This is a genomic window from Mycobacterium sp. 852002-51163_SCH5372311 (assembly GCF_001667115.1).
Lineage (GTDB): Bacteria > Actinomycetota > Actinomycetes > Mycobacteriales > Mycobacteriaceae > Mycobacterium.
Map to the genome: position 1 here is coordinate 1 of NZ_LZIJ01000178.1, position 17,934 is coordinate 17,934.

Consider the following 17,934-nt stretch of genomic DNA (forward strand, 5'->3'; position numbering starts at 1 on the left):
TACGCCACAGACCGCGGCTGCACCCACCCCGGCTGCGACGCCCCCGGCTACTACAGCGAAGTCCACCACACCACAGACTGGGCCGCAGGCGGGCGCACCGACATCGACAACCTCACCTTCGCCTGCACATCCCACCACAAACTCCTCGAAACAGGCTGGCAAACCCGAAAACAACCCAACGGCCAAACCGAATGGATCCCACCCCCCCACCTCGACCACGGCCAACCCCGCACCAACAACTACCACCACCCCGAACGAATGCTGCGCACCGAAGACGTACTGGACGAAGACGACCCGTGACGTCCGATCGGCACTCGTCTTACGCGGCGCTAGGCGTACAGGCGGCAGCGCTCGACGAGAATCTGGGCTAGCCGTTCCGGCTCGCTGACCATCATGCAGTGACAGGTGTCCATTGGAATGAGGGTCTGTACGCCGCCGAGTGCGTCGATGTATTGCCGCTGCATCTTCGCCGAGAGGGCGCGATCTCGCAGGGTCAGTATCCAGGTGCGCGGGATGTCGTCGGGCATTCCCTGCCGTGACACCTTCTCCGCGAGCATCCGCGCGGATTCTGGGTGCACTTTGTCGGCCATGAACCTGCGCCGCGCGCGGCTGACTCCGTTGAGGTAGGTGAATCTGATTCCCGCGGCAGGCGTTTGGCTTAGTCCGCCCCTCCTTGCGTTGCGCCGGGCAAGGGGCGCCCACACTCCTGTCAGTGTGTCGGTCAGCGACGTCCCCTCGGGCGAGACGAACGCTGCCGCGAACACCATCTCGCGTACCTTCGACGATCCGAGCTTGGTAACCACGCCGGGGATCGTCAGTCCGGCCATCGAGTGACCGACGATGACCAGATCGTCCAGCCCGGCGTCCTCGATATCGTCGACCACCGATTTCACAAAGTCGGCGATGGTGACCGTCAACAGATCGCCCGGCTTGTCGCGCCGCCCCGGCAGGTCCACCGCGAGCACGGTCAACGCCGGCTCCAGTTGCCGGATCGCATCGACGGTGAACTGCCACGAATCGGCGGCCAGACCGCCGCCGTGCACGAGCACCAGTCCAGGCAGCGCCTTCGAGCCACTGGCTTCCATGGAGGGACCCTAACTGTCGCGTCGCCTTGACTGTATATCGAACTACTGTTCGAATAGGAAGTATGCGCTGGTCTGGTCAGGCTGTCGCGGTCAACGGAACGCCCGTCGACGACGGAGCGCTGCCAGGGCTGCAGCGCATCGGCTTCGTCCGAAGCGTGCGCGTGCCGCATTTTGACGGCATCACTTTTCACGAGGTGCTGTGCAAGTCAGCGCTCAACAAGGTCCCGAATGCGCCGGCGCTGCCCTTCCGGTACACGGTCAACGGCTACCGGGGCTGTTCGCACGGCTGTCGTTATTGTTTCGCCCGTCCCACCCACGAGTACCTGGACTTCAACAGCGGCAACGACTTCGACACCCAGGTGGTGGTCAAGACCAACGTCGCCGAAGTGCTGCGCCGAGAGCTGCGCCGCCCGTCATGGCGCCACGAGACCGTCGCGCTGGGCACCAACACCGATCCCTACCAACGCGCCGAGGGCCGGTACGCGCTGATGCCGGGCATCATCGGCGCGCTCGCAGAATCCGTCACGCCGTTGTCGATTCTGACCAAGGGCACCCTGCTGCGGCGCGACCTGCCGCTGATCGCCGAGTGCGCTCGACAGGTGCCGGTGTCGGTGGCGGTGTCGTTGGCGGTCGGCGACGCGGAACTGCACCGCGACGTCGAGCCGGGAACGCCTACCCCGCAGGCGCGGCTGCGGCTGATCACCGCGATCCGCGACGCCAATCTGGAATGTCACGTGATGGTCGCCCCGGTGCTGCCGTATCTCACCGACTCCACCGAGCACCTGGACTGGCTACTCGGCCAGATTGCGGAAGCCGGGGGCACCGGCGTCACGGTTTTCGGCCTGCATCTGCGCGGCTCGACGCGCGGCTGGTTCATGTCGTGGCTGTCCCGGGCGCATCCCGAGATGGTCGAGAAGTACCGCGAGCTGTACCGGCGCGGCGCCTATCTGCCGCCGAGCTATCGCGACCTGCTACGCAGGCGAGCCGCGCCCCTGGTCGCCAAGTACCGGCTGGGCGGCGACCACCGCCCGTCTTCGCCGGCAGTCGAAGCGGCGGCAATGCCGGAACCCTTGCAGCAGACTCTGTTTTGAACCGCGAGCGCGCGCATATGTACGCCGACACGCCGTAAAACCTGGCATTTTGCGCACCTTCGCGCCGGCTGAAGACGCCGTAACAAATCCGGTAGCGTTTTCGATATTACCTACGTGCAGAAAGTGACACTCGGGGTTGCGGCGGCAACATTTGCTGCGGCTCTGGGAGTCGCCGGAGTTGCGTTCCCGCCGGGCGCAGCGCATGCAGATGGCCACCAGGTGACCTACACGATCACCAGCACCGGCAATCTCACCGGCAACGTCCGGTACATGAACAGCGATCCGCCCAGCCAGGCTGCCTTCAACGCGAACTCGGCACAGTTCATGAACACCGTGCAGACGGCGTTCGCACCCGACCAGCCGCTCGTCTACACCGTCACACTGGCGAACCCGAGCCAGTGGGCGTACGTCGCCGCCAGCGGCGGATGTCACTGGCCCGACTGCGGCTCCGGGGCCACTCCCGAACTCCACTGCGAGATCGCCGTGGACGGCCAGGTCGTCGTCACACAGAGCGCCACCACCGGCGTCACCTGTTCGACGCGGCCCTGGTAGTCCGCTACCGGCACGCCACCACCAGCACTTCGGCGCGCTGCCTACCGACCCCACGGATCTTGTGGGGGAGCGACGCGTCGAAGTAGGCGCTGTCACCGGTGCCGAGTGTGATGGACTGGTCGCCGTAGTCAAGCTCGACGGTCCCGGCGTGCACGAACACGAACTCCTGACCCGGATGCTCGGGATGCGGATCGTCTGCCGGATCACCCGTCGGGCGAACCACGAACGGCGACATGGACTTTCCGAGCAGTCCCGACGCCAGCACCCGGTATCGTCCGCCGTCCGAGCCGGCCCGGTCGACGGCGATCTTCTTCTCGGCGGTCTCGTCGGAGAATAGCCGGCCGACGTCGACGTCGAGTGCCCGCGCGACCTTCAGTGCGACGGCGATCGACGGTGTGCTCTGGCCGCGTTCGATCTTGGACAGGTAGCTCTTGGTCAGGCCGGTCTGCGCGGCCAGCCCCTCGAGGGTGAGGCCATGTTGCCTACGAACGGCGCGCAGCAGTTCTGTCACCCGTGGACCTCCTCATGACACAAGGTTTCCTTTAGGATAAGTTTCCTATAGTGCTACTATTGTGTCATAAAAGTGGCACACCGACACTGGGAGCCCTGATGGCAACCACGTTTACCGATTCGAAGTCCGACCTGATGCGCCGGGCTCAGGAGCAGTTGAGCGCCCAGACCCCAGAGTCGCAGTTGACCAAGCGGCAGAAGCTGGCACTGACCTGCCGAGCGCTCTACGACGCCGGGCACGATTCCGGGCTGGCCGGCCAGATCACCGCCCGCGCCGAAGCCGACGGCACCTATTACACCCAACGTTTGGGCCTCGGTTTCGACGAGGTCACCGACGACAATCTGCTGCTGGTGGACGAGGATCTCAACGTTCTTGACGGGGACGGAATTCCCAACCCCGCCAATCGTTTTCACAGCTGGATCTATCGCGCCCGACCCGACGTTCGGTGCATCGTGCACACTCACCCCTTCCACGTGGCGGCGCTGTCGATGCTGGAAGTGCCGTTGGTCGTCTCGCACATGGACACCACGCCGCTCTACGACGACTGCGCGTTCCTCGCGAAGTGGCCGGGTGTCCCCGTCGGCAATGAGGAGGGGGAGATCATCAGCGCCGCGCTCGGCGACAAGAAGGCGGTCCTGCTGGCGCATCACGGCCAGGTGGTCGCCGGTGCCAGTATCGAAGAGGCCTGCTCGCTGGCGATTCTCATCGAGCGTGCCGCGAAACTGCAGTTGGCCGCGATGTCCGCCGGGACCGTCAAAGAACTGCCGGACGAATTGGCCCGAGAGGCCCACGACTGGACGCTGACGCCCGCGCGCAGCAAAGCCAACTTCGCGTACTACGCCCGCCGCGCTCTTCGCCACCACCCTGACGTTCTGACCAGCTGACCGAAGGAGCCCGTCTGTGCCAGATCCCAAGATCCACGGCATCATCGCCTACCCGGTGACCCCCTTCGCCGGCGACGACACTATCGACACGAAACGGCTGGCGGCCCTCGTCGACAAACTCGTCGACTCCGGTGTCCACGCGATCGCCCCACTCGGGAGCACCGGCGAACTGGCCTACCTGGAAGAGGCCGAGTTCGACACCGTGGTAGACACCACCATCACGACCGTCGACGGCCGACTGCCCGTCATCGTCGGCGTGTCAGATGTGACCACCGCCAAGACAATTCGGCGGGCCCGGTATGCGCAACAGGCCGGCGCGGACGCGGTGATGGTGCTGCCGGTCTCATACTGGAAGCTCACCGAACGTGAGATCGTGCAGCACTACCGCAGCATCGGCGACGCCATCGGCATCCCGATCATGGCCTACAACAATCCCGCCACCAGTGGGGTCGACATGCGCCCAGAACTTCTGGTGGGCATGTTCGACACCATCGACAACGTCACCATGGTCAAGGAATCCACCGGCGACCTGTCCCGGATGCAGCGCATCGCCGAACTCTCCGGCGGCAAGCTGCCGTTCTACAACGGCAGCAATCCACTGGTGCTCGACGCGCTGACCGCGGGAGCCTCCGGATGGTGTACGGCCGCGCCCAATCTGCGGCCCCAGCCGTGCATCGACCTGTACAACGCGGTACGTGCGGGCGATGTCGACAAGGCGCGGGCGATTTACGACGACCTCAGGCCGCTGCTGCAGTTCATCGTTGCGGGCGGACTGGCCACCACGGTGAAGGCCGGCCTGGATCTGCTCGGTTTCCCGGTCGGGGATCCGCGTGCCCCGCTGCTGCCACTCGACGATCAGGGACGCGCCGAGTTGCAGAGGCTGCTGACAACCGCTTAGGCCTACCCGAGATCGTGGGCGCTGAACGTGTCGCAGTCCTTCGGCTGACCGGTCTGATACCCGACGGTGAACCAGTGCTGCCGTTGCTCAGACGAGCCGTGCGTCCAGGATTCGGGGTTGGTCCGTCCGGCGGTCTCCTGCTGGATGCGGTCGTCGCCCACCGACGCCGCGGCGGACAGCGCGTCAGCGATATCCTTGTCGCTCAACGGGTTCAGGTACGGAACGCCGGTGCTCTCCTGCTTGGTGGTGGACGCGTAATGCGCCCAGATTCCGGCGTAGCAGTCGGCCTGCAACTCGGTGCGCACGCCGTTGCCGCCGGCGCCCTGAGCCCCCTGCTGTGCGCGACCCAACACGTGCAGCAGGTTCTGCACATGGTGGCCGTACTCGTGCGCCACCACATACTCCTGGGCGAACGGTCCACCGCTGGAACCGAATCGGTCCACCAGCACCTGGAAGAAGTCGGTGTCGAAGTAGGCCGTCTGGTCCACCGGGCAGTAGAACGGCCCGACCTCGCTGGTGGCCGCGCCGCAGCCGGTGTTCACCTGACCGGTGAACAGCCGCACGTGCGGGCGGGTGTAGTTGCGCATCAGTTGATGCCACACCGCGTCGACGGAGTTGCCGGTGGCCACTACCCGGCACTGCACGTATTTGTTGGCGTCGGCGCCGGTTTTGCATTGATTCAGGTCGAAACCGGGCGCCGAGTAGTCGCTGGTGTTCATCCCCTGCTGGGGCATCACCCGTCCGGGATCGACGCCGAGGAACATGGCCAGCAGCACGATCACCAGCCCACCGAGCCCGCCGCCGATGGCGATCATGCCGCCACCACCTCCGCCGCCGGAAGACGACGCCGTGCTGGTGTCGATCTGCATACCCTCGTTGAAGGTCATGGCACAGCCTAACGCGAGAGCGGTGGTGGCAATGGGGGTGCCGGTGCGGGCAATCGGTGTCAGCCCGGGCCGTCGCTGGCGGCAGCCAGCAGTGGCACCACGACGTCGCTGATCGGCGTGGCCAGGCCGTGGGCGCGGGCCTTGCGGATGATCACCCCGTTGCGGATGTCCCATTCCAGCCGGCGGTGGCTTTCCCGGTCGGCCAGCATCGAGGTGCCCATGTCTTCGGGAACCTGGCGGAACATCTCGACCAGTTCGCCGACCGACTCGTCGGGCAGCCGCGCGCCCTCGGCCTGAGCGACGGCCAGGCATTCGGCGACGTAGCGGCGTGACAGGTCGGCGACGTCGTCGCGGCGGAACATTCCGGACCGCCGCCCGGACAACGCCATGAAGCCGGCGAGCGCGTTGACCAGCAACTTGCGCCATGCCGCCGTGATGAAGTCGGGATCGCACTCCACCCCGCAGCCGGCGCCGCGCAACAGTTCGGCGAGTTCCTGCGCCATGGGTCCGCTGGGCAGCACCAGCCTGGCTTCGCCGCGCAGCCGCACCCACCCGTCGGGCTGGGTCTCGGCCGCATACCACACGATCCCGGGCACCACCGGCGACGACGGGCAATGCGGCTGCACCTGCTCGACCTGTTCGACGCCGTTCTGCAGGACGGCGACGATGGTGTGCGCGCCGCAGAGCCGGTTCAGCCAGGCCGCGGCGTCGTCGTTCTGCGTCGCCTTGACCGCCAGCACCAGCACGTCGACCGGGCCGTTCACCTCCCCGGGATCGGTGTGCACCGGGCCGGGCACGACGATCGGTTCCTCGCCGTCGGGCCGCAGTTCGATGCTGTCGCGCGGGGTGTGGCCGCAGACCACGATCGGATGCCCGGCCTTGTACAGCAATGCGGCGACCGTCGTGCCGACGGCGCCGGGTCCGACGAGTGCGATGGTGGTGGAGATGGGACTGAAGGTACCGTGCGCGACCGAGGCCGATGGTGTGGCCCTTTAAACTGAGCAGTCATCCAAACCCGCCCTAGAAGGAGTTTTTGTGTTGCGCAGCCACGCCGCTGGTTCGCTACGGACTCACGACGTCGGGCAGCAGGTGACGTTGGCCGGCTGGGTGGCTCACCGCCGCGACCACGGCGGCGTCATCTTCATCGACCTGCGCGACGCCTCGGGTATTGCCCAGGTCGTGTTTCGCGCTTCAGACGTGCTGGCGCAGGCGCACCGGCTGCGCGCCGAGTTCTGCATCGCGGTGACCGGCGTGGTCGAGACCCGCCCGGAAGGCAACGCCAACCCCGAGCTACCGACCGGCGAGATCGAGGTCAACGCGTCCACGCTGACGGTGCTGGGGGAGAGCGCACCGCTGCCGTTCCAGCTCGACGAGCCCGCCGGCGAGGAGTTGCGGCTCAAGTACCGCTACCTCGACCTGCGTCGCGAGGGTCCGGCCGCGGCAATCCGGTTGCGCTCCAAGGTGAACGCCGCCGCGCGGGCAGTGCTTGCCCGCCGCGAGTTCGTCGAGATCGAGACGCCGACGATCACCCGCTCGACGCCGGAGGGGGCGCGCGACTTCCTGGTCCCGGCCCGGCTGCGGCCCGGCACGTTCTACGCCCTGCCGCAGAGCCCGCAGCTGTTCAAGCAGTTGCTGATGGTGGCGGGGATGGAACGCTACTACCAGATCGCCCGCTGTTACCGCGACGAGGATTTCCGCGCCGACCGCCAACCCGAATTCACCCAGCTCGACATGGAGATCAGCTTCGTCGACGCCGAAGACGTCATTGCCATCTCCGAAGAGATCCTGACCGCGCTATGGGCGCTGATCGGCTACGAGATTCCCACGCCCATCCCGCGGATCACCTACGCCGACGCGATGCGGCAGTTCGGTTCGGACAAGCCGGACATGCGGTTCGAGCTGGAGCTCGTCGAGTGCACAGAGTTCTTCTCCGACACCACGTTCCGCGTATTCCAGGCGCCGTATGTCGGTGCGGTGGTGATGCCCGGCGGGGCGTCGCAGCCGCGACGCACGCTGGACGGCTGGCAGGACTGGGCCAAGCAGCGCGGGCACCGCGGGCTGGCCTACGTCCTGGTCGGCGACGACGGAACGCTGGGCGGCCCGGTGGCCAAGAACCTCAGCGACGTCGAACGCGACGGGCTGGCCGCGCACGTCGGTGCCAAGCCCGGCGATTGCATCTTCTTCTCGGCGGGCCCGCCCAAGCCGTCGCGGGCCTTGCTGGGGGCGGCCCGCAGCGAGATCGCCGGCCGGCTGGGGCTGATCGACTCGGACGCTTGGGCATTCGTGTGGGTGGTCGACCCACCGCTCTTCGAGCCCGCCGACGAGGCGACCGCCGCCGGCGACGTGGCGGTGGGCTCCGGGGCGTGGACCGCGGTGCACCACGCCTTCACCGCGCCCAAACCCGAATACGAGGACGCGCTGGACAGTGATCCCGGCAACGTGCTCGCCGACGCCTACGACATCGTCTGCAACGGCCACGAGATCGGCGGCGGATCGATCCGCATCCACCGCCGCGACATCCAGGAACGGGTGTTCGCGGTGATGGGCCTCGACAAGGCCGAGGCTGAGGAGAAGTTCGGTTTCCTGTTGGAGGCGTTCACCTTCGGTGCTCCGCCGCACGGCGGGATCGCGTTCGGCTGGGACCGCATCACGGCGCTGCTCGCCGGCATGGACTCGATCCGCGAGGTGATCGCGTTCCCCAAGACCGGCGGCGGTGTCGACCCGCTCACCGACGCGCCGGCGCCGATCACCGCCCAGCAGCGCAAGGAGTCCGGAATAGACTTCAAGCCGATGACCCCAAAAACGGGGGCGCAGGCATGAGCCAACCTGATACCAAGACATTGAATGCGTTCAACGACAACATCATCGAAGAGTTCCGGGCCAACAACGGCGAGGTCGGCGGCCAATTCGCCAACGCCAACCTGCTGCTGCTCACCACAACCGGCGCCAAGTCCGGCAAGCAGCGAATTTCGCCGCTGGCCTACTTCCGCATCGACGGCAAGCTGATCATCATCGGATCCTTCGCCGGCGCCGACGTCAACCCGGCCTGGGTGCACAATCTGCGGGCCAACCCGAACGCGCACATCGAAGTGGGTGCGGGCGCGTTCGACGTGACCGCTCGCGAACTGCCGTCCGACGAGCGTGACGAGCTTTTCGAGAAGGTCGCGGCGGCAGCACCGGGCTTCGCCGAATACCAGTCGAAGACCAGCCGGGTGATTCCGCTTTTCGAGCTGCAGCCGGCTTAGCGGGCGCCGCGCCGCGCGGTGGGGTAAGCAAGCCTGATGAGTACCTCGCGGGTGACGCTGCTTTCTGGAGCGGCCGAGGGCGGCAGGGCCGGCCTGCAACGGGTCCGAGGCGTGTGGTGGACAATCCTGCAGACGGCGGTGGCCGCAGGCCTGGCCTGGTACATCACCCACGATCTGCTCAAGCATCCGCAGCCATTCTTCGCCCCGATCGCTGCCGCGGTTTGTCTCTCGGCCAGCAATGTCTTACGTGCGCAGCGCGCGATCCAGATGATGGTAGGAGTGACGCTCGGCATCGGCATAGGCACGGTCGTGCAGAAGGTTATCGGGACCGGGGCCGTCCCCATCGCGGTCACCGCGCTGCTGGCACTGTGCGTCGCAGTATTGATCGGACAGGGTTTCATCGGGCAGGGACTGATGTTCGTCAACCAGACCACCGTTTCGGCGGTCTTGCTGCTGGCGTTGTATCGCAGCGGCGTCGGTGCCGAACGCATCTACGACGCGCTGATCGGTGGCGGCCTGGCCGTGATCTTCGCCGTCCTGTTGTTTCCGGCCAACCCGCTGGCGGTGCTGGGTGGCGCCCGCGCCGGTGTGCTGAATGCCCTGTACGACGTGCTGTGCCGCACCGCGGATTTCGCCGCCGGTCGCAAGAATGCGCCGTCGGACTGGCCGCTGTCGGCGGTCGACCGGGTCCACGAGCAGCTCGGCAACCTCATCCAGGCGCGCAATACGGCCCGGCAGGTAGTCCGGGCGGCGCCGCGGCGGTGGGGGATGCGTCAGGTCGTCTACGCCGCCGATCACCAGGCGCTGTATGCGGCTTTGCTCGCAGGCTCGGTGATGCAGCTTGCCCGCGCGGTCGCTCCGGCGCTGCACACCCCCGACTGGCTTCCGCAGCCCATGCCTGCAGTGCTCGTCGACCTCGCGCAGGCGACATCGCTGGCGGACTCGGATCCGGCGAGGGCGAGCGCACACGTCGAGGCCGCGCGTGGACATGCCGCGGCGCTGCAGTCGAGCGCCGCCGAGAAAACGGAGGTGCTGCTGGCCGGCGTCGTGCAGTCCTGCGTGGACGACCTGCAACGAGTGATCGACCTCAGACCGACGTGACGTCAGGCCTACGACGATTGGGCGAGGAACTCCTGGACCAGGCGCTTGGGTGCCTGCGTCAGCCACGCCTCGGTGATCAGCTCCTCGAGCTCGATGATCTCGATGTTCGCTAGTTTCACCAGCACCGCCGGATAACCGTCGAAATGCGGGGTGGTGAAGTAGACGTCCGGCTGGTCGGCGATCAACGCGAACTTCACGCCCTCGTCGGACACCCGGACACCGAGGATGTCGCCCTCGGGAGGCTGCGACCCGAGCGCGCGCAGCGCTTCGTGGTCGGACTTACGCAGCGGCCGTTCCCAGGCGACCAGTTTCTTGCCCACCCGCCAGTCGTGTGGCGCGGGCTCCGCGGTCAGCGGCAGCTGACCGATGATCCTGGCGACGTCGTTCCAGGTGGCCACCCTTCGATTGTGCTCCCGCAGTCACAGCTATGGCATGTTTCTGCGTAGATCCGGCGCCCAGGGCCGCAACGCCCGCTGCCGCTAACGCGGTCGAATTAGCTCGCCGACTCGGGCAAAGCCGGCGCCTCAGTCAGCCAGTCCAGCAGCTTTTGGTAGATCGACGGGTGATTGAGCAGGTCGAAGTGGTGCAGACCGGTCAAGGTCAGTCCGTGTGCGGACTCGAACGGAATCTTGCGTGACCGGCCGCGGCCTGCCGCGCTCGCCGGACGCACGAGGCTGTCGCCGACCAGGAGGCCGATTGCGCGCGGCGCGGCGGAGGTGGCGACGAAGTGGTAGACGGCGTTCGGCAGAAAGGGCACCTCGTGGCAGCGGTCCTGCAGAAATTCGTCGGGGTCGCAGTCGCGCCAGTCCTCGTCGAGCAGCGCGCCGAACCGCAGGTCCTTGACGCCGGAGCTGCGCCGGTTGAGGAAGTAGGCGATTGCGCGGGTCTCCGGAAGCTTGGCCAGGGCCCAGGAGGCGACGTTGACCCCTTTTTCCAGGTCGGCGCCGAGGTGCGGCGAGCCAAGGCAGACGACGTGTCTGACTTTGTCGGTCCACCGCTGCTCGTGCTGAAGTCCGTAGTGGCAGGCACTGCGCGCCACCAGGCCGCCCATCGAGTGCCCCACCAGCGCGATCTCGTCCACCGGCACCGGCCACAGGGTCTGCAGCTTGCGCAGCAGGTCGGCCAGGCTCTGGCCGTTTTGTGAAATGTGGAACCCGGTGTTGTACCGCAGGTAGATCGGGGTGATCCCCAGCTCGTTGCGCAACCCCGTGCCGTACGGCTGGTGGAATTCCCCGGTTCGCGGCCGGCGCCACCAAGACCGTTCGGTCAGGCACCAGCCGTGCACGAAAACCGCGATCCGGCCGGTCGCCTCCGGAAACGCTGCCGCGATCGAGTCGGCGGTCAGTGCGACGGGCTGCCCGTGCCGCCGGATTCCCATCGAGAGTGCGAATGCGTTGCCGCGGTCGGCCAACTCATCGCCGTAGATTCCGTTGAGCGCCGCGACGGCTCCCGCGATCCGCGGGGCCGCCTGGACCGTTGGGTCGTCGTCGTTGCTGCAAGCCTCGGCGGCGATTCCGCCCGCGCCGTGCAGCGATCCACGGATCGCGCGGTCCACCAGCCGATAGGTGATCGCGGCGGTGGCGTCGTGAATCACCTGCACCGGTTTGGACACCGGTCCGACCGCGTCGAAGACGCGACTCGAGATCCCGCCGTGCATGTCGCGGACCAGCGCGGTGACCACCCGGGTGCCTTCGCCCGCAAGGTCGGCCAATGATCGGATTTCGTGTCGTTGCACGAGCCACTCCCTCCCAGTTCTCTGCGGCGCACGCCGTCCCCGACAGTCGTCAATCGACGTTAATGGTTCCCACTTTGTCGTTGAAGACCACAATTGGTCAGAATCTCGGTGTGCCTGATGCTGCGTCCGACTCCGCCGCCCACCGCTATCGGGTCACGCACCGCACCGAATACCGTTACTCCGACGTCGTGACCAGCTCCTACGGCCGCGCTTTTCTCACTCCGCGCGACTCGCTGCGGCAACGTTGCATTGCACACCGGCTGGTCATCGAACCGACTCCGGCAGACAGCTCGACCAGCCGCGACACCTACGACAACATCAGCTCGTATTTCCACGTCACAGAGCCGCATCGCGTCCTGACCATCACCAGCGAATCGATCGTCGAGGTGGCCCCGCAGGTTCCCAGCCGGTACGCCGGCGGGCCGGCGCTGCAACCGTGGGAGGCCGCCCGACCGAGCGGCACCCGGGGAGCGCTGGCAACCGACTTCGCGCTGGACCTGAACCCACCCGAGATCACCGACGAGATACGCGAGTACGCGGCACCCAGCTTCCAACCCGGACGCCCACTGGTCGAGGTGATGCGCGACCTGGGGAGGCGGATCTTCAACGACTTCACCTACCGTTCTGGCACGACGACGGTCTCCACCCGGGTCAGCGAGGTTCTGGCGGCCCGCGAAGGGGTATGTCAAGACTTCGCGAGGCTGGCGATCGCCTGCTTGCGGGCCAACGGTCTGGCGGCGTGCTACGTCTCCGGGTACCTGGCCACCGACCCACCGCCCGGAAAGGACCGAATGATCGGTATTGACGCGACCCATGCCTGGGCATCGGTGTGGACACCACAGCAGCCAGGGCAGTTCGAATGGCTGGGCCTCGATCCCACCAACGATCAGCTGGTCGACCAGCGCTACATCGTGGTCGGTCGAGGCCGCGACTATGCCGACGTGCCGCCGCTGCGCGGCATCATCTACACGAACTCCGAGCACAGCGTGATCGACGTCGCCGTCGACGTGGTGCCCATCGAAGGGGATGCCCTGGATGCGTGACTTTCACTGCCCGAACTGCGGTCACCGCCTGACATTTGAGAACTCGGCCTGCCTGTCGTGCGGCAGCGCGCTCGGATTTTCGCTCGAGCAGATGGCCTTGCTGGTAATCGCCCAAGAGTGGCAAACCGACCACGCCGGCTCCGTGCCTGCCGACGACTATCAGCTGTGCGCCAATCTCTATCTGGCCGAATGCAATTGGCTCGTTCCCAAGAGCCGTCCCGGCGGATTGTGCACGTCGTGCGCGCTCACTTTGGAGCGGCCCAACGACAGCGACACCGACGGCCTGGCGGCGTTCGCGCGGGCCGAGGCGGCCAAGCGGCGGCTGATCGTGGAGCTGTACGAGCTGAAATTGCCGATCGTCGGACGTGACCAGGATCCCGGACAAGGACTGGGATTCCGCCTGCTGTCCAGCGCTTTCGAGCAGGTGATGACCGGGCACGACAACGGGGTCATCACGCTGGATCTGGCCGAGGGCGACGACGTCCATCGGGAGCAACTGCGGGTCGAGATGGAGGAGCCGTACCGGACCCTGCTCGGGCACTTCCGCCACGAGATCGGGCACTACTACTTCTACCGGCTGATCGCTCCGTCGAGCGACAGGCTGGCGCGATTCAACGAGCTGTTCGGCGACCCCGACGCCGACTACCAGGCGGCGCTGGACCGGCACTACGAAGAGGGTCCGCCCGAGGGCTGGCAGGAAAGCTTCGTGTCGTCCTATGCGACCATGCACCCGGCCGAGGACTGGGCCGAGACGTTCGCTCATTACCTGCACATCCGCGACACGATGGACACCGCGGCCTGGTGCGGTCTGGCGCCGGCGACGGCGACCTTCGACCGGCCGGCCTTGGGACCCAGCGCCTTTCCTCACATCATCGACCTATGGCTGCCGCTGTCGTGGTCGCTGAACATGGTGAACCGTTCGATGGGTCACGACGACCTGTACCCGTTCGTGCTGCCGGTCGCCGTGCTGGACAAGATGCAGTTCATCTACACGGTCATCGACGAGTCATAGCCTGAGTTCCAGAGCTCGGCACACTCAAGCCGGCATCACCCGTCGTTCGTCGGGCCCCCACAGCGGCTGCATGCCACCCGGCAACGCCAGCTGGGTGTCCGTGATGACGTCGGCAAGCTCGCGCAGCGCGGCATGGATCGCATCCAGCAGTTCGGCCAGCTCCGCGCGGCGGCCCTCGGTGACCACTTCCAGCTCGGCCGGATCCGAGCGGCGCAGGCGGGTGTTGATGTCGTCGGCCATGCGCTCCGGCCGCGACGAGCCCGACGAGCCCGGCAATTCCGTGAGGTTGGCCCGCAACCGCTCCAGCTGGTAGGCCAGCGACCGGGGGTTGTGCGGGTCGAACAGCATCAACTCCGTGACTGCGGCGACGCTGACGATGCCCACGTTGCGGCGCCGGTAGATGACCGACGATTCACATGCCAACAGGGTGGACTCGATGATGGTCTGCTCGGCGGGTGCGCTGCGCACCCTGGTCAGCGTCGCGCGCAGCAACGCCGTCAGCCACAGGCCGCGTTCGATACGTTTACCGACGTCCATCATGGTCCAGCCGACGTCGTGCACCATGGACTCGCCGGCCACCCCGGACAGCGTCAACATCCCGGCCAACGTCTGCGTCTGAGCCGAGGCGAGCAACGCATCGGCCTCGCCCAGCGACTGCGGCGGGTCGTCCCGCTGTACTACCGCGCGCTCCACATTGGCCAGCACCATCCAGGTGTCGTTGGACAACTGGTCGCGCACCGCCCGTGCGGCCAGGGCCAGCCCGTCCACCGACTGGACCAGCGATCCCGGCCGGTCCGGGTCCATGGTCAGCGACCACAGCATCGAGGGGGCGACGGCTACCAGCTCGGCATGGTCGTCGCGGGTGCCGATGTCGGTCCCGGTGATGCGGCCCAGCGCGGCCATCAGCACCGGCACGCACTCGCTTTCCTCGGTGACCTGCTGGTTGCGGTAGACGTGGTAGCGCTCGCGGGCGACGATCAGCAAACGGGCCATGTTCTCCGCGCGTTCGCCATAGCGTCCCATCCAGAACAGGTCGGACAGCACGCGCGGCGAGCTGACCCCCAGGGTGCCGGCGCCGCTCTTCGCGGGGTGGCGCGCCGGCGCCCCCAACGCAGGTAAAGCAACCGCCTCGGCGCGTGCACGTTCCGTCGGACGCACCCAGACGTCCTTGGCCGCAACGGTTTTCAGCATGTACCCGGTGGGCCCGGGCGCCAGCACATAGCCCAGCCCGCCGATCATCGGTGCGTAGCCGCTGCGCTGGGCAACGGTGAACAATCGCATCCCGACGCCGGCCGACGACAACACTCCGGCATGGTCGGTCGGCGCCGACGAGAACTCCGGTGGTTCCTGACCGACCCACTGCCATGGCATGTCCGCGATGCGTGCGGCCAGCTCGTCCAGCTGAGCCGACGAAAGTGCCGGTCCGACAAAGCTTTCCGCTCCCACCGTGGACTTGACCAACAACGACGGCAGCTTCGCCAACAGGTGGGAGAGTTCACCGGCGATGCCACCCCAGTACACCGGCGCCGTGTCCAGCAGCGGAGCCTCGCCCAACAAGCGCTCGGCGAGGTCGGGCAAAAACCGGAGCAGCCCTGGGCTTTCCAGGATGCCGCTGCCCAGGGTGTTGACGACGGTGACGGTCCCGCGGTGTTGTGCCTCGACCAAGCCGACGACCCCCAGCCTGGAATCGGCGCGCAGATCCAGCGGGTCCACGTAATCGGCGTCGACCCTGCGCAACACGACGTCGACCCGCTTGAGCGTGCCCAATGAGCGCATCCACAGCTTCCCGTCGCGCACCACCAGGTCCGCGCTCTCGACCAGCGGGAAACCCAGCAATGTCGCCAGATACGCCTGGTCGAATGCGGTTTCGGAGTAGATGCCCGGGCTGAGCACCACCACCACCGGATCTTGGGCGACGTCGGGTGCCGCGTCGATCAGTGCCAGCCGCAGCGCTTGGGCGAACGGGGTCGTCGGCCGCGGCGCAATTCTTTCGTAGAGGTCGGGGATCGCGTGCGCCACCACACGGCGGTCGGCCAGCGCATAGCCGGCTCCCGACGGCGCCTGGGTCCAGTCGGCGTTGACCTGAAAGCCGCCGTCAGGCCGTCGGCTCAGATCGCAACCGTGCATGAACAGCTGGTGGCGCCCCGGCACCTCGACTCCGATCGCCGCCCGCACATAACCGGGATGGGCGAACACCAGTTGCGCCGGAAGGATGCCTTCGGTGAGCAGCGTGCGCGGCCCGTACAAGTCCGCGAGCACGGCGTTGAGCAGGCGCGACCGCTGCACCAGCCCGGACTCCAGCACCTCCCAATCGGCCGCGGAAACCACCAGCGGCAGCGTGTCCAGAGTCCACGGACCTGGCTCCGGCCCGTGCCCGCCGGTGGCCCGGTCCCAGCTGGCTTCGGCTTCCGAGACTCCGGTGTAGGTGATTCCGTCGTTGTCGATCAGGCTGCGCACCACCGAGCGCAGCCGGTCCAGGCCGGCCCTGCCACGCTCGGCGACGGTGTCGGCCAACTCGTTCCATGCGGGCCGCACGCTTCCGCCCGCGTCGACGAATTCGTCATAACCTCCGCCGGCTGAGCCGGCCGCCCGCAGATCGAAGAGGGCTTGCTGGGCGCGCGCGGTGCGGTATCCGGCCACCAGCCGGTCCACGTCGTAGCGTGTGGTGGCAGCCGCCGAGTCGCTCATGCCGAGCGTCATCGTCGGGCCCGTCCTGCGGATGTCATTCCTGCTGCACGGTACGCAGGCGCCGGACGCCGGGGATAGCAGGCGCGCCGAGTTCCGTGGGCATCCTGATTCAGCGCAACATTGCCGCCCATCATCGCTGATCTCATCAGCGCTGATCTCATCACAATGGCGGGCAGCCTGCAGCGCAGCGCAATTCGGTCAGGCCGGCGCTTCCCGCATATGCAAGATTCGGCTCCTGACGAACTTGCCGTCAGGAGCCGAAACCTTTTGCTGGACTAGCTGTATTGCGGCCCGGGCGGGATGCCCGGCGGCGGGCCCTGCCGGAACCCGGGCTGGGCCACCTCGGCCACCTGGCCACCGGTCAGCTTGCGGTACGTGTAGGCCTGGATCAGCGCTGCGACCGGGAGAGCGACGACCAGGCCTATGCCGCAAGCAAGTTGGCCGACCAAGATCACCGCGTACTGGACCAGCCATGACAGCAATGTGGGGCCGACGTTGGCCCTGGCGGTCTCGATGCTGGCCTTGATGGCGTCGACGGGCGACAGGGACCGGTCGATCGCGAACTGAATCGCGAATATTGAGAGGAAGGCAAAGATCAGGCCGGGGATGAAGCACAGTATCGATCCGATGCCCACGCCGAGGAACACCAACAAGGCGGTCAGGATGACCGGTCCCAGGTTGCGCGGCTTGAAGAACGTCCCGATGCTCACCGGCTTTCCGTCGGCGATGTCCAGGGCCCCCGAGGCAAATGAGGCCTGCATGTAGACCGCCGTGGCGAATATCAGCAAGTACATGACAAGCATCAGGATCAACGCGCCTGCGCCGCCTGACGACGAGGTGTGCTGGTAGCCGTAGGAGTCGGTGTAGGTCGAGGTCGTCGCGAGGGCGATCGTGCCGCCATACATCACACCGAAGACGATTCCCATGCCTACGAAGTAGATGATGGCCGCCACGACCATTGCCTGGGCGTTCTGGATGAACTTGTCCTTCGCCCAGTTGAACGCATCCCCGACGCTGAACGGCGGGGATACCGGGCCGCCAGGTTGTCCACCGTATCCAGGTGGCGGGTAGCCGGCCTGGGGCGCGCCATAGCCTTGCGGCGACCCGGGGGGAGGGGGAGGAGCGCCGTAGCCGCCGCCCGGTTGGCCCCCTTGTGGGCCATAGTTCGGCGGCGGGGGAGGCGGTGCGTTGTACCCGGGCGG

At 66.9% G+C, this 17,934-nt stretch carries 18 protein-coding genes; 10 read left to right on the forward strand and 8 right to left on the reverse strand.

Annotated elements, in window-relative coordinates:
* Positions 1-300: HNH endonuclease signature motif containing protein (locus A5791_RS20600; RefSeq protein ID WP_197504744.1), on the forward strand; the 300-nt coding region annotated here is incomplete at its 5' end.
* 29 nt (positions 301-329) lie between these two features.
* Here the strand turns inward: A5791_RS20600 and A5791_RS20605 are convergent.
* A complete protein-coding gene (locus A5791_RS20605) occupies positions 330-1,085 on the reverse strand; it encodes an alpha/beta fold hydrolase (RefSeq protein WP_067240776.1) in 756 nt (251 codons plus the stop codon).
* A 62-nt stretch (positions 1,086-1,147) separates the two neighbouring features.
* On the opposite strand from A5791_RS20605, the gene A5791_RS20610 reads away from it, so the two are divergent.
* Both A5791_RS20610 and A5791_RS20615 read left to right on the forward strand, forming a co-directional pair.
* Complete coding sequence (locus tag A5791_RS20610; RefSeq protein WP_067240778.1) at positions 1,148-2,176, forward strand: Rv2578c family radical SAM protein; 1,029 nt, start codon at positions 1,148-1,150, stop codon at positions 2,174-2,176.
* 105 nt (positions 2,177-2,281) lie between these two features.
* Entirely contained in the window at positions 2,282-2,728 is a 447-nt protein-coding gene (locus tag A5791_RS20615) for a hypothetical protein (RefSeq protein ID WP_067240780.1), read from the forward strand.
* A 4-nt stretch (positions 2,729-2,732) separates the two neighbouring features.
* Here the strand turns inward: A5791_RS20615 and A5791_RS20620 are convergent, their stop codons facing one another.
* Positions 2,733-3,239: a helix-turn-helix domain-containing protein gene (locus A5791_RS20620; protein WP_067240782.1), complete on the reverse strand. Its 507-nt coding sequence runs from the start codon at positions 3,237-3,239 to the stop codon at positions 2,733-2,735.
* A gap of 98 nt (positions 3,240-3,337) precedes the next feature.
* Between A5791_RS20620 and A5791_RS20625 the strand changes: the two genes are divergently transcribed.
* Together A5791_RS20625 and A5791_RS20630 are read left to right on the forward strand one after the other, a co-directional pair.
* Positions 3,338-4,123: an aldolase gene (locus A5791_RS20625; RefSeq protein ID WP_067240784.1), complete on the forward strand. Its 786-nt coding sequence runs from the start codon at positions 3,338-3,340 to the stop codon at positions 4,121-4,123.
* A 16-nt stretch (positions 4,124-4,139) separates the two neighbouring features.
* Positions 4,140-5,021, forward strand: a complete 882-nt coding sequence (locus tag A5791_RS20630) for a dihydrodipicolinate synthase family protein (protein WP_067240786.1) — start codon at positions 4,140-4,142, stop codon at positions 5,019-5,021.
* A gap of 2 nt (positions 5,022-5,023) precedes the next feature.
* Here the strand turns inward: A5791_RS20630 and A5791_RS20635 are convergent, their stop codons facing one another.
* Positions 5,024-5,908 (reverse strand): neutral zinc metallopeptidase, encoded by an 885-nt coding sequence (locus A5791_RS20635; protein ID WP_067240789.1) that lies wholly within the window; start codon positions 5,906-5,908, stop codon positions 5,024-5,026.
* A 59-nt stretch (positions 5,909-5,967) separates the two neighbouring features.
* The gene (locus A5791_RS20640) at positions 5,968-6,855 is read right to left on the reverse strand and encodes an oxidoreductase (protein ID WP_197504746.1); all 888 of its coding nucleotides are present in this window, start codon (positions 6,853-6,855) and stop codon (positions 5,968-5,970) included.
* Between the two features lie 88 nt (positions 6,856-6,943).
* Here A5791_RS20640 and aspS point away from each other — a divergent pair, with 88 nt between their 5' ends.
* The 3 genes from aspS to A5791_RS20655 are packed head-to-tail and all read left to right on the forward strand — an operon-like array spanning position 6,944 to position 10,254.
* The gene (gene aspS, locus A5791_RS20645; protein ID WP_067240794.1) at positions 6,944-8,728 is read left to right on the forward strand and encodes an aspartate--tRNA ligase; all 1,785 of its coding nucleotides are present in this window, start codon (positions 6,944-6,946) and stop codon (positions 8,726-8,728) included.
* Positions 8,725-9,153 carry a nitroreductase family deazaflavin-dependent oxidoreductase gene (locus tag A5791_RS20650; protein WP_067240796.1) on the forward strand — a complete coding sequence of 143 codons (429 nt, stop codon included), beginning with the start codon at positions 8,725-8,727 and terminating at the stop codon, positions 9,151-9,153. The genes aspS and A5791_RS20650 overlap by 4 nt, the downstream gene beginning before the upstream one ends.
* A 36-nt stretch (positions 9,154-9,189) precedes the next feature.
* The gene (locus tag A5791_RS20655) at positions 9,190-10,254 is read left to right on the forward strand and encodes an aromatic acid exporter family protein (protein WP_067240799.1); all 1,065 of its coding nucleotides are present in this window, start codon (positions 9,190-9,192) and stop codon (positions 10,252-10,254) included.
* Positions 10,255-10,262: 8 nt separating this feature from the next.
* On the opposite strand, the gene A5791_RS20660 is transcribed toward A5791_RS20655, so the two are convergent.
* Entirely contained in the window at positions 10,263-10,652 is a 390-nt protein-coding gene (locus A5791_RS20660) for an MmcQ/YjbR family DNA-binding protein (protein WP_067240801.1), read from the reverse strand.
* Between the two features lie 95 nt (positions 10,653-10,747).
* The gene (locus A5791_RS20665) at positions 10,748-11,989 is read right to left on the reverse strand and encodes a triacylglycerol lipase (RefSeq protein WP_067240804.1); all 1,242 of its coding nucleotides are present in this window, start codon (positions 11,987-11,989) and stop codon (positions 10,748-10,750) included.
* 110 nt (positions 11,990-12,099) lie between these two features.
* Between A5791_RS20665 and A5791_RS20670 the strand changes: the two genes are divergently transcribed.
* Together A5791_RS20670 and A5791_RS20675 are read left to right on the forward strand one after the other, a co-directional pair.
* Positions 12,100-13,032, forward strand: a complete 933-nt coding sequence (locus tag A5791_RS20670; protein ID WP_231995970.1) for a transglutaminase family protein — start codon at positions 12,100-12,102, stop codon at positions 13,030-13,032.
* Positions 13,025-14,044 carry a putative zinc-binding metallopeptidase gene (locus A5791_RS20675; RefSeq protein WP_067240810.1) on the forward strand — a complete coding sequence of 340 codons (1,020 nt, stop codon included), beginning with the start codon at positions 13,025-13,027 and terminating at the stop codon, positions 14,042-14,044. Before A5791_RS20670 ends, A5791_RS20675 begins: the two co-directional genes overlap by 8 nt.
* 24 nt (positions 14,045-14,068) lie before the next feature.
* Here A5791_RS20675 and A5791_RS20680 read toward each other — a convergent pair whose 3' ends face one another.
* Both A5791_RS20680 and A5791_RS26895 read right to left on the reverse strand, forming a co-directional pair.
* The gene (locus tag A5791_RS20680; RefSeq protein WP_067240815.1) at positions 14,069-16,732 is read right to left on the reverse strand and encodes a circularly permuted type 2 ATP-grasp protein; all 2,664 of its coding nucleotides are present in this window, start codon (positions 16,730-16,732) and stop codon (positions 14,069-14,071) included.
* Positions 16,733-17,007: 275 nt separating this feature from the next.
* A partial coding sequence (locus A5791_RS26895) for a hypothetical protein (protein WP_197504745.1) occupies positions 17,008-17,934 on the reverse strand: 927 nt, incomplete at its 5' end.

Bases quoted from the DNA above. Each gene is read 5' to 3' on its own strand.
- A5791_RS20625 (WP_067240784.1), top strand. From the start codon at position 3,338: ATGGCAACCACGTTTACCGATTCGAAGTCCGACCTGATGCGCCGGGCT.
- A5791_RS20635 (WP_067240789.1), bottom strand. From the start codon at position 5,908: ATGACCTTCAACGAGGGTATGCAGATCGACACCAGCACGGCGTCGTCT.
- A5791_RS20605 (WP_067240776.1), bottom strand. From the start codon at position 1,085: ATGGAAGCCAGTGGCTCGAAGGCGCTGCCTGGACTGGTGCTCGTGCAC.
- A5791_RS20680 (WP_067240815.1), bottom strand. From the start codon at position 16,732: ATGAGCGACTCGGCGGCTGCCACCACACGCTACGACGTGGACCGGCTG.
- A5791_RS20650 (WP_067240796.1), top strand. From the start codon at position 8,725: ATGAGCCAACCTGATACCAAGACATTGAATGCGTTCAACGACAACATC.
- A5791_RS20655 (WP_067240799.1), top strand. From the start codon at position 9,190: ATGAGTACCTCGCGGGTGACGCTGCTTTCTGGAGCGGCCGAGGGCGGC.
- A5791_RS20675 (WP_067240810.1), top strand. From the start codon at position 13,025: ATGCGTGACTTTCACTGCCCGAACTGCGGTCACCGCCTGACATTTGAG.
- A5791_RS20610 (WP_067240778.1), top strand. From the start codon at position 1,148: ATGCGCTGGTCTGGTCAGGCTGTCGCGGTCAACGGAACGCCCGTCGAC.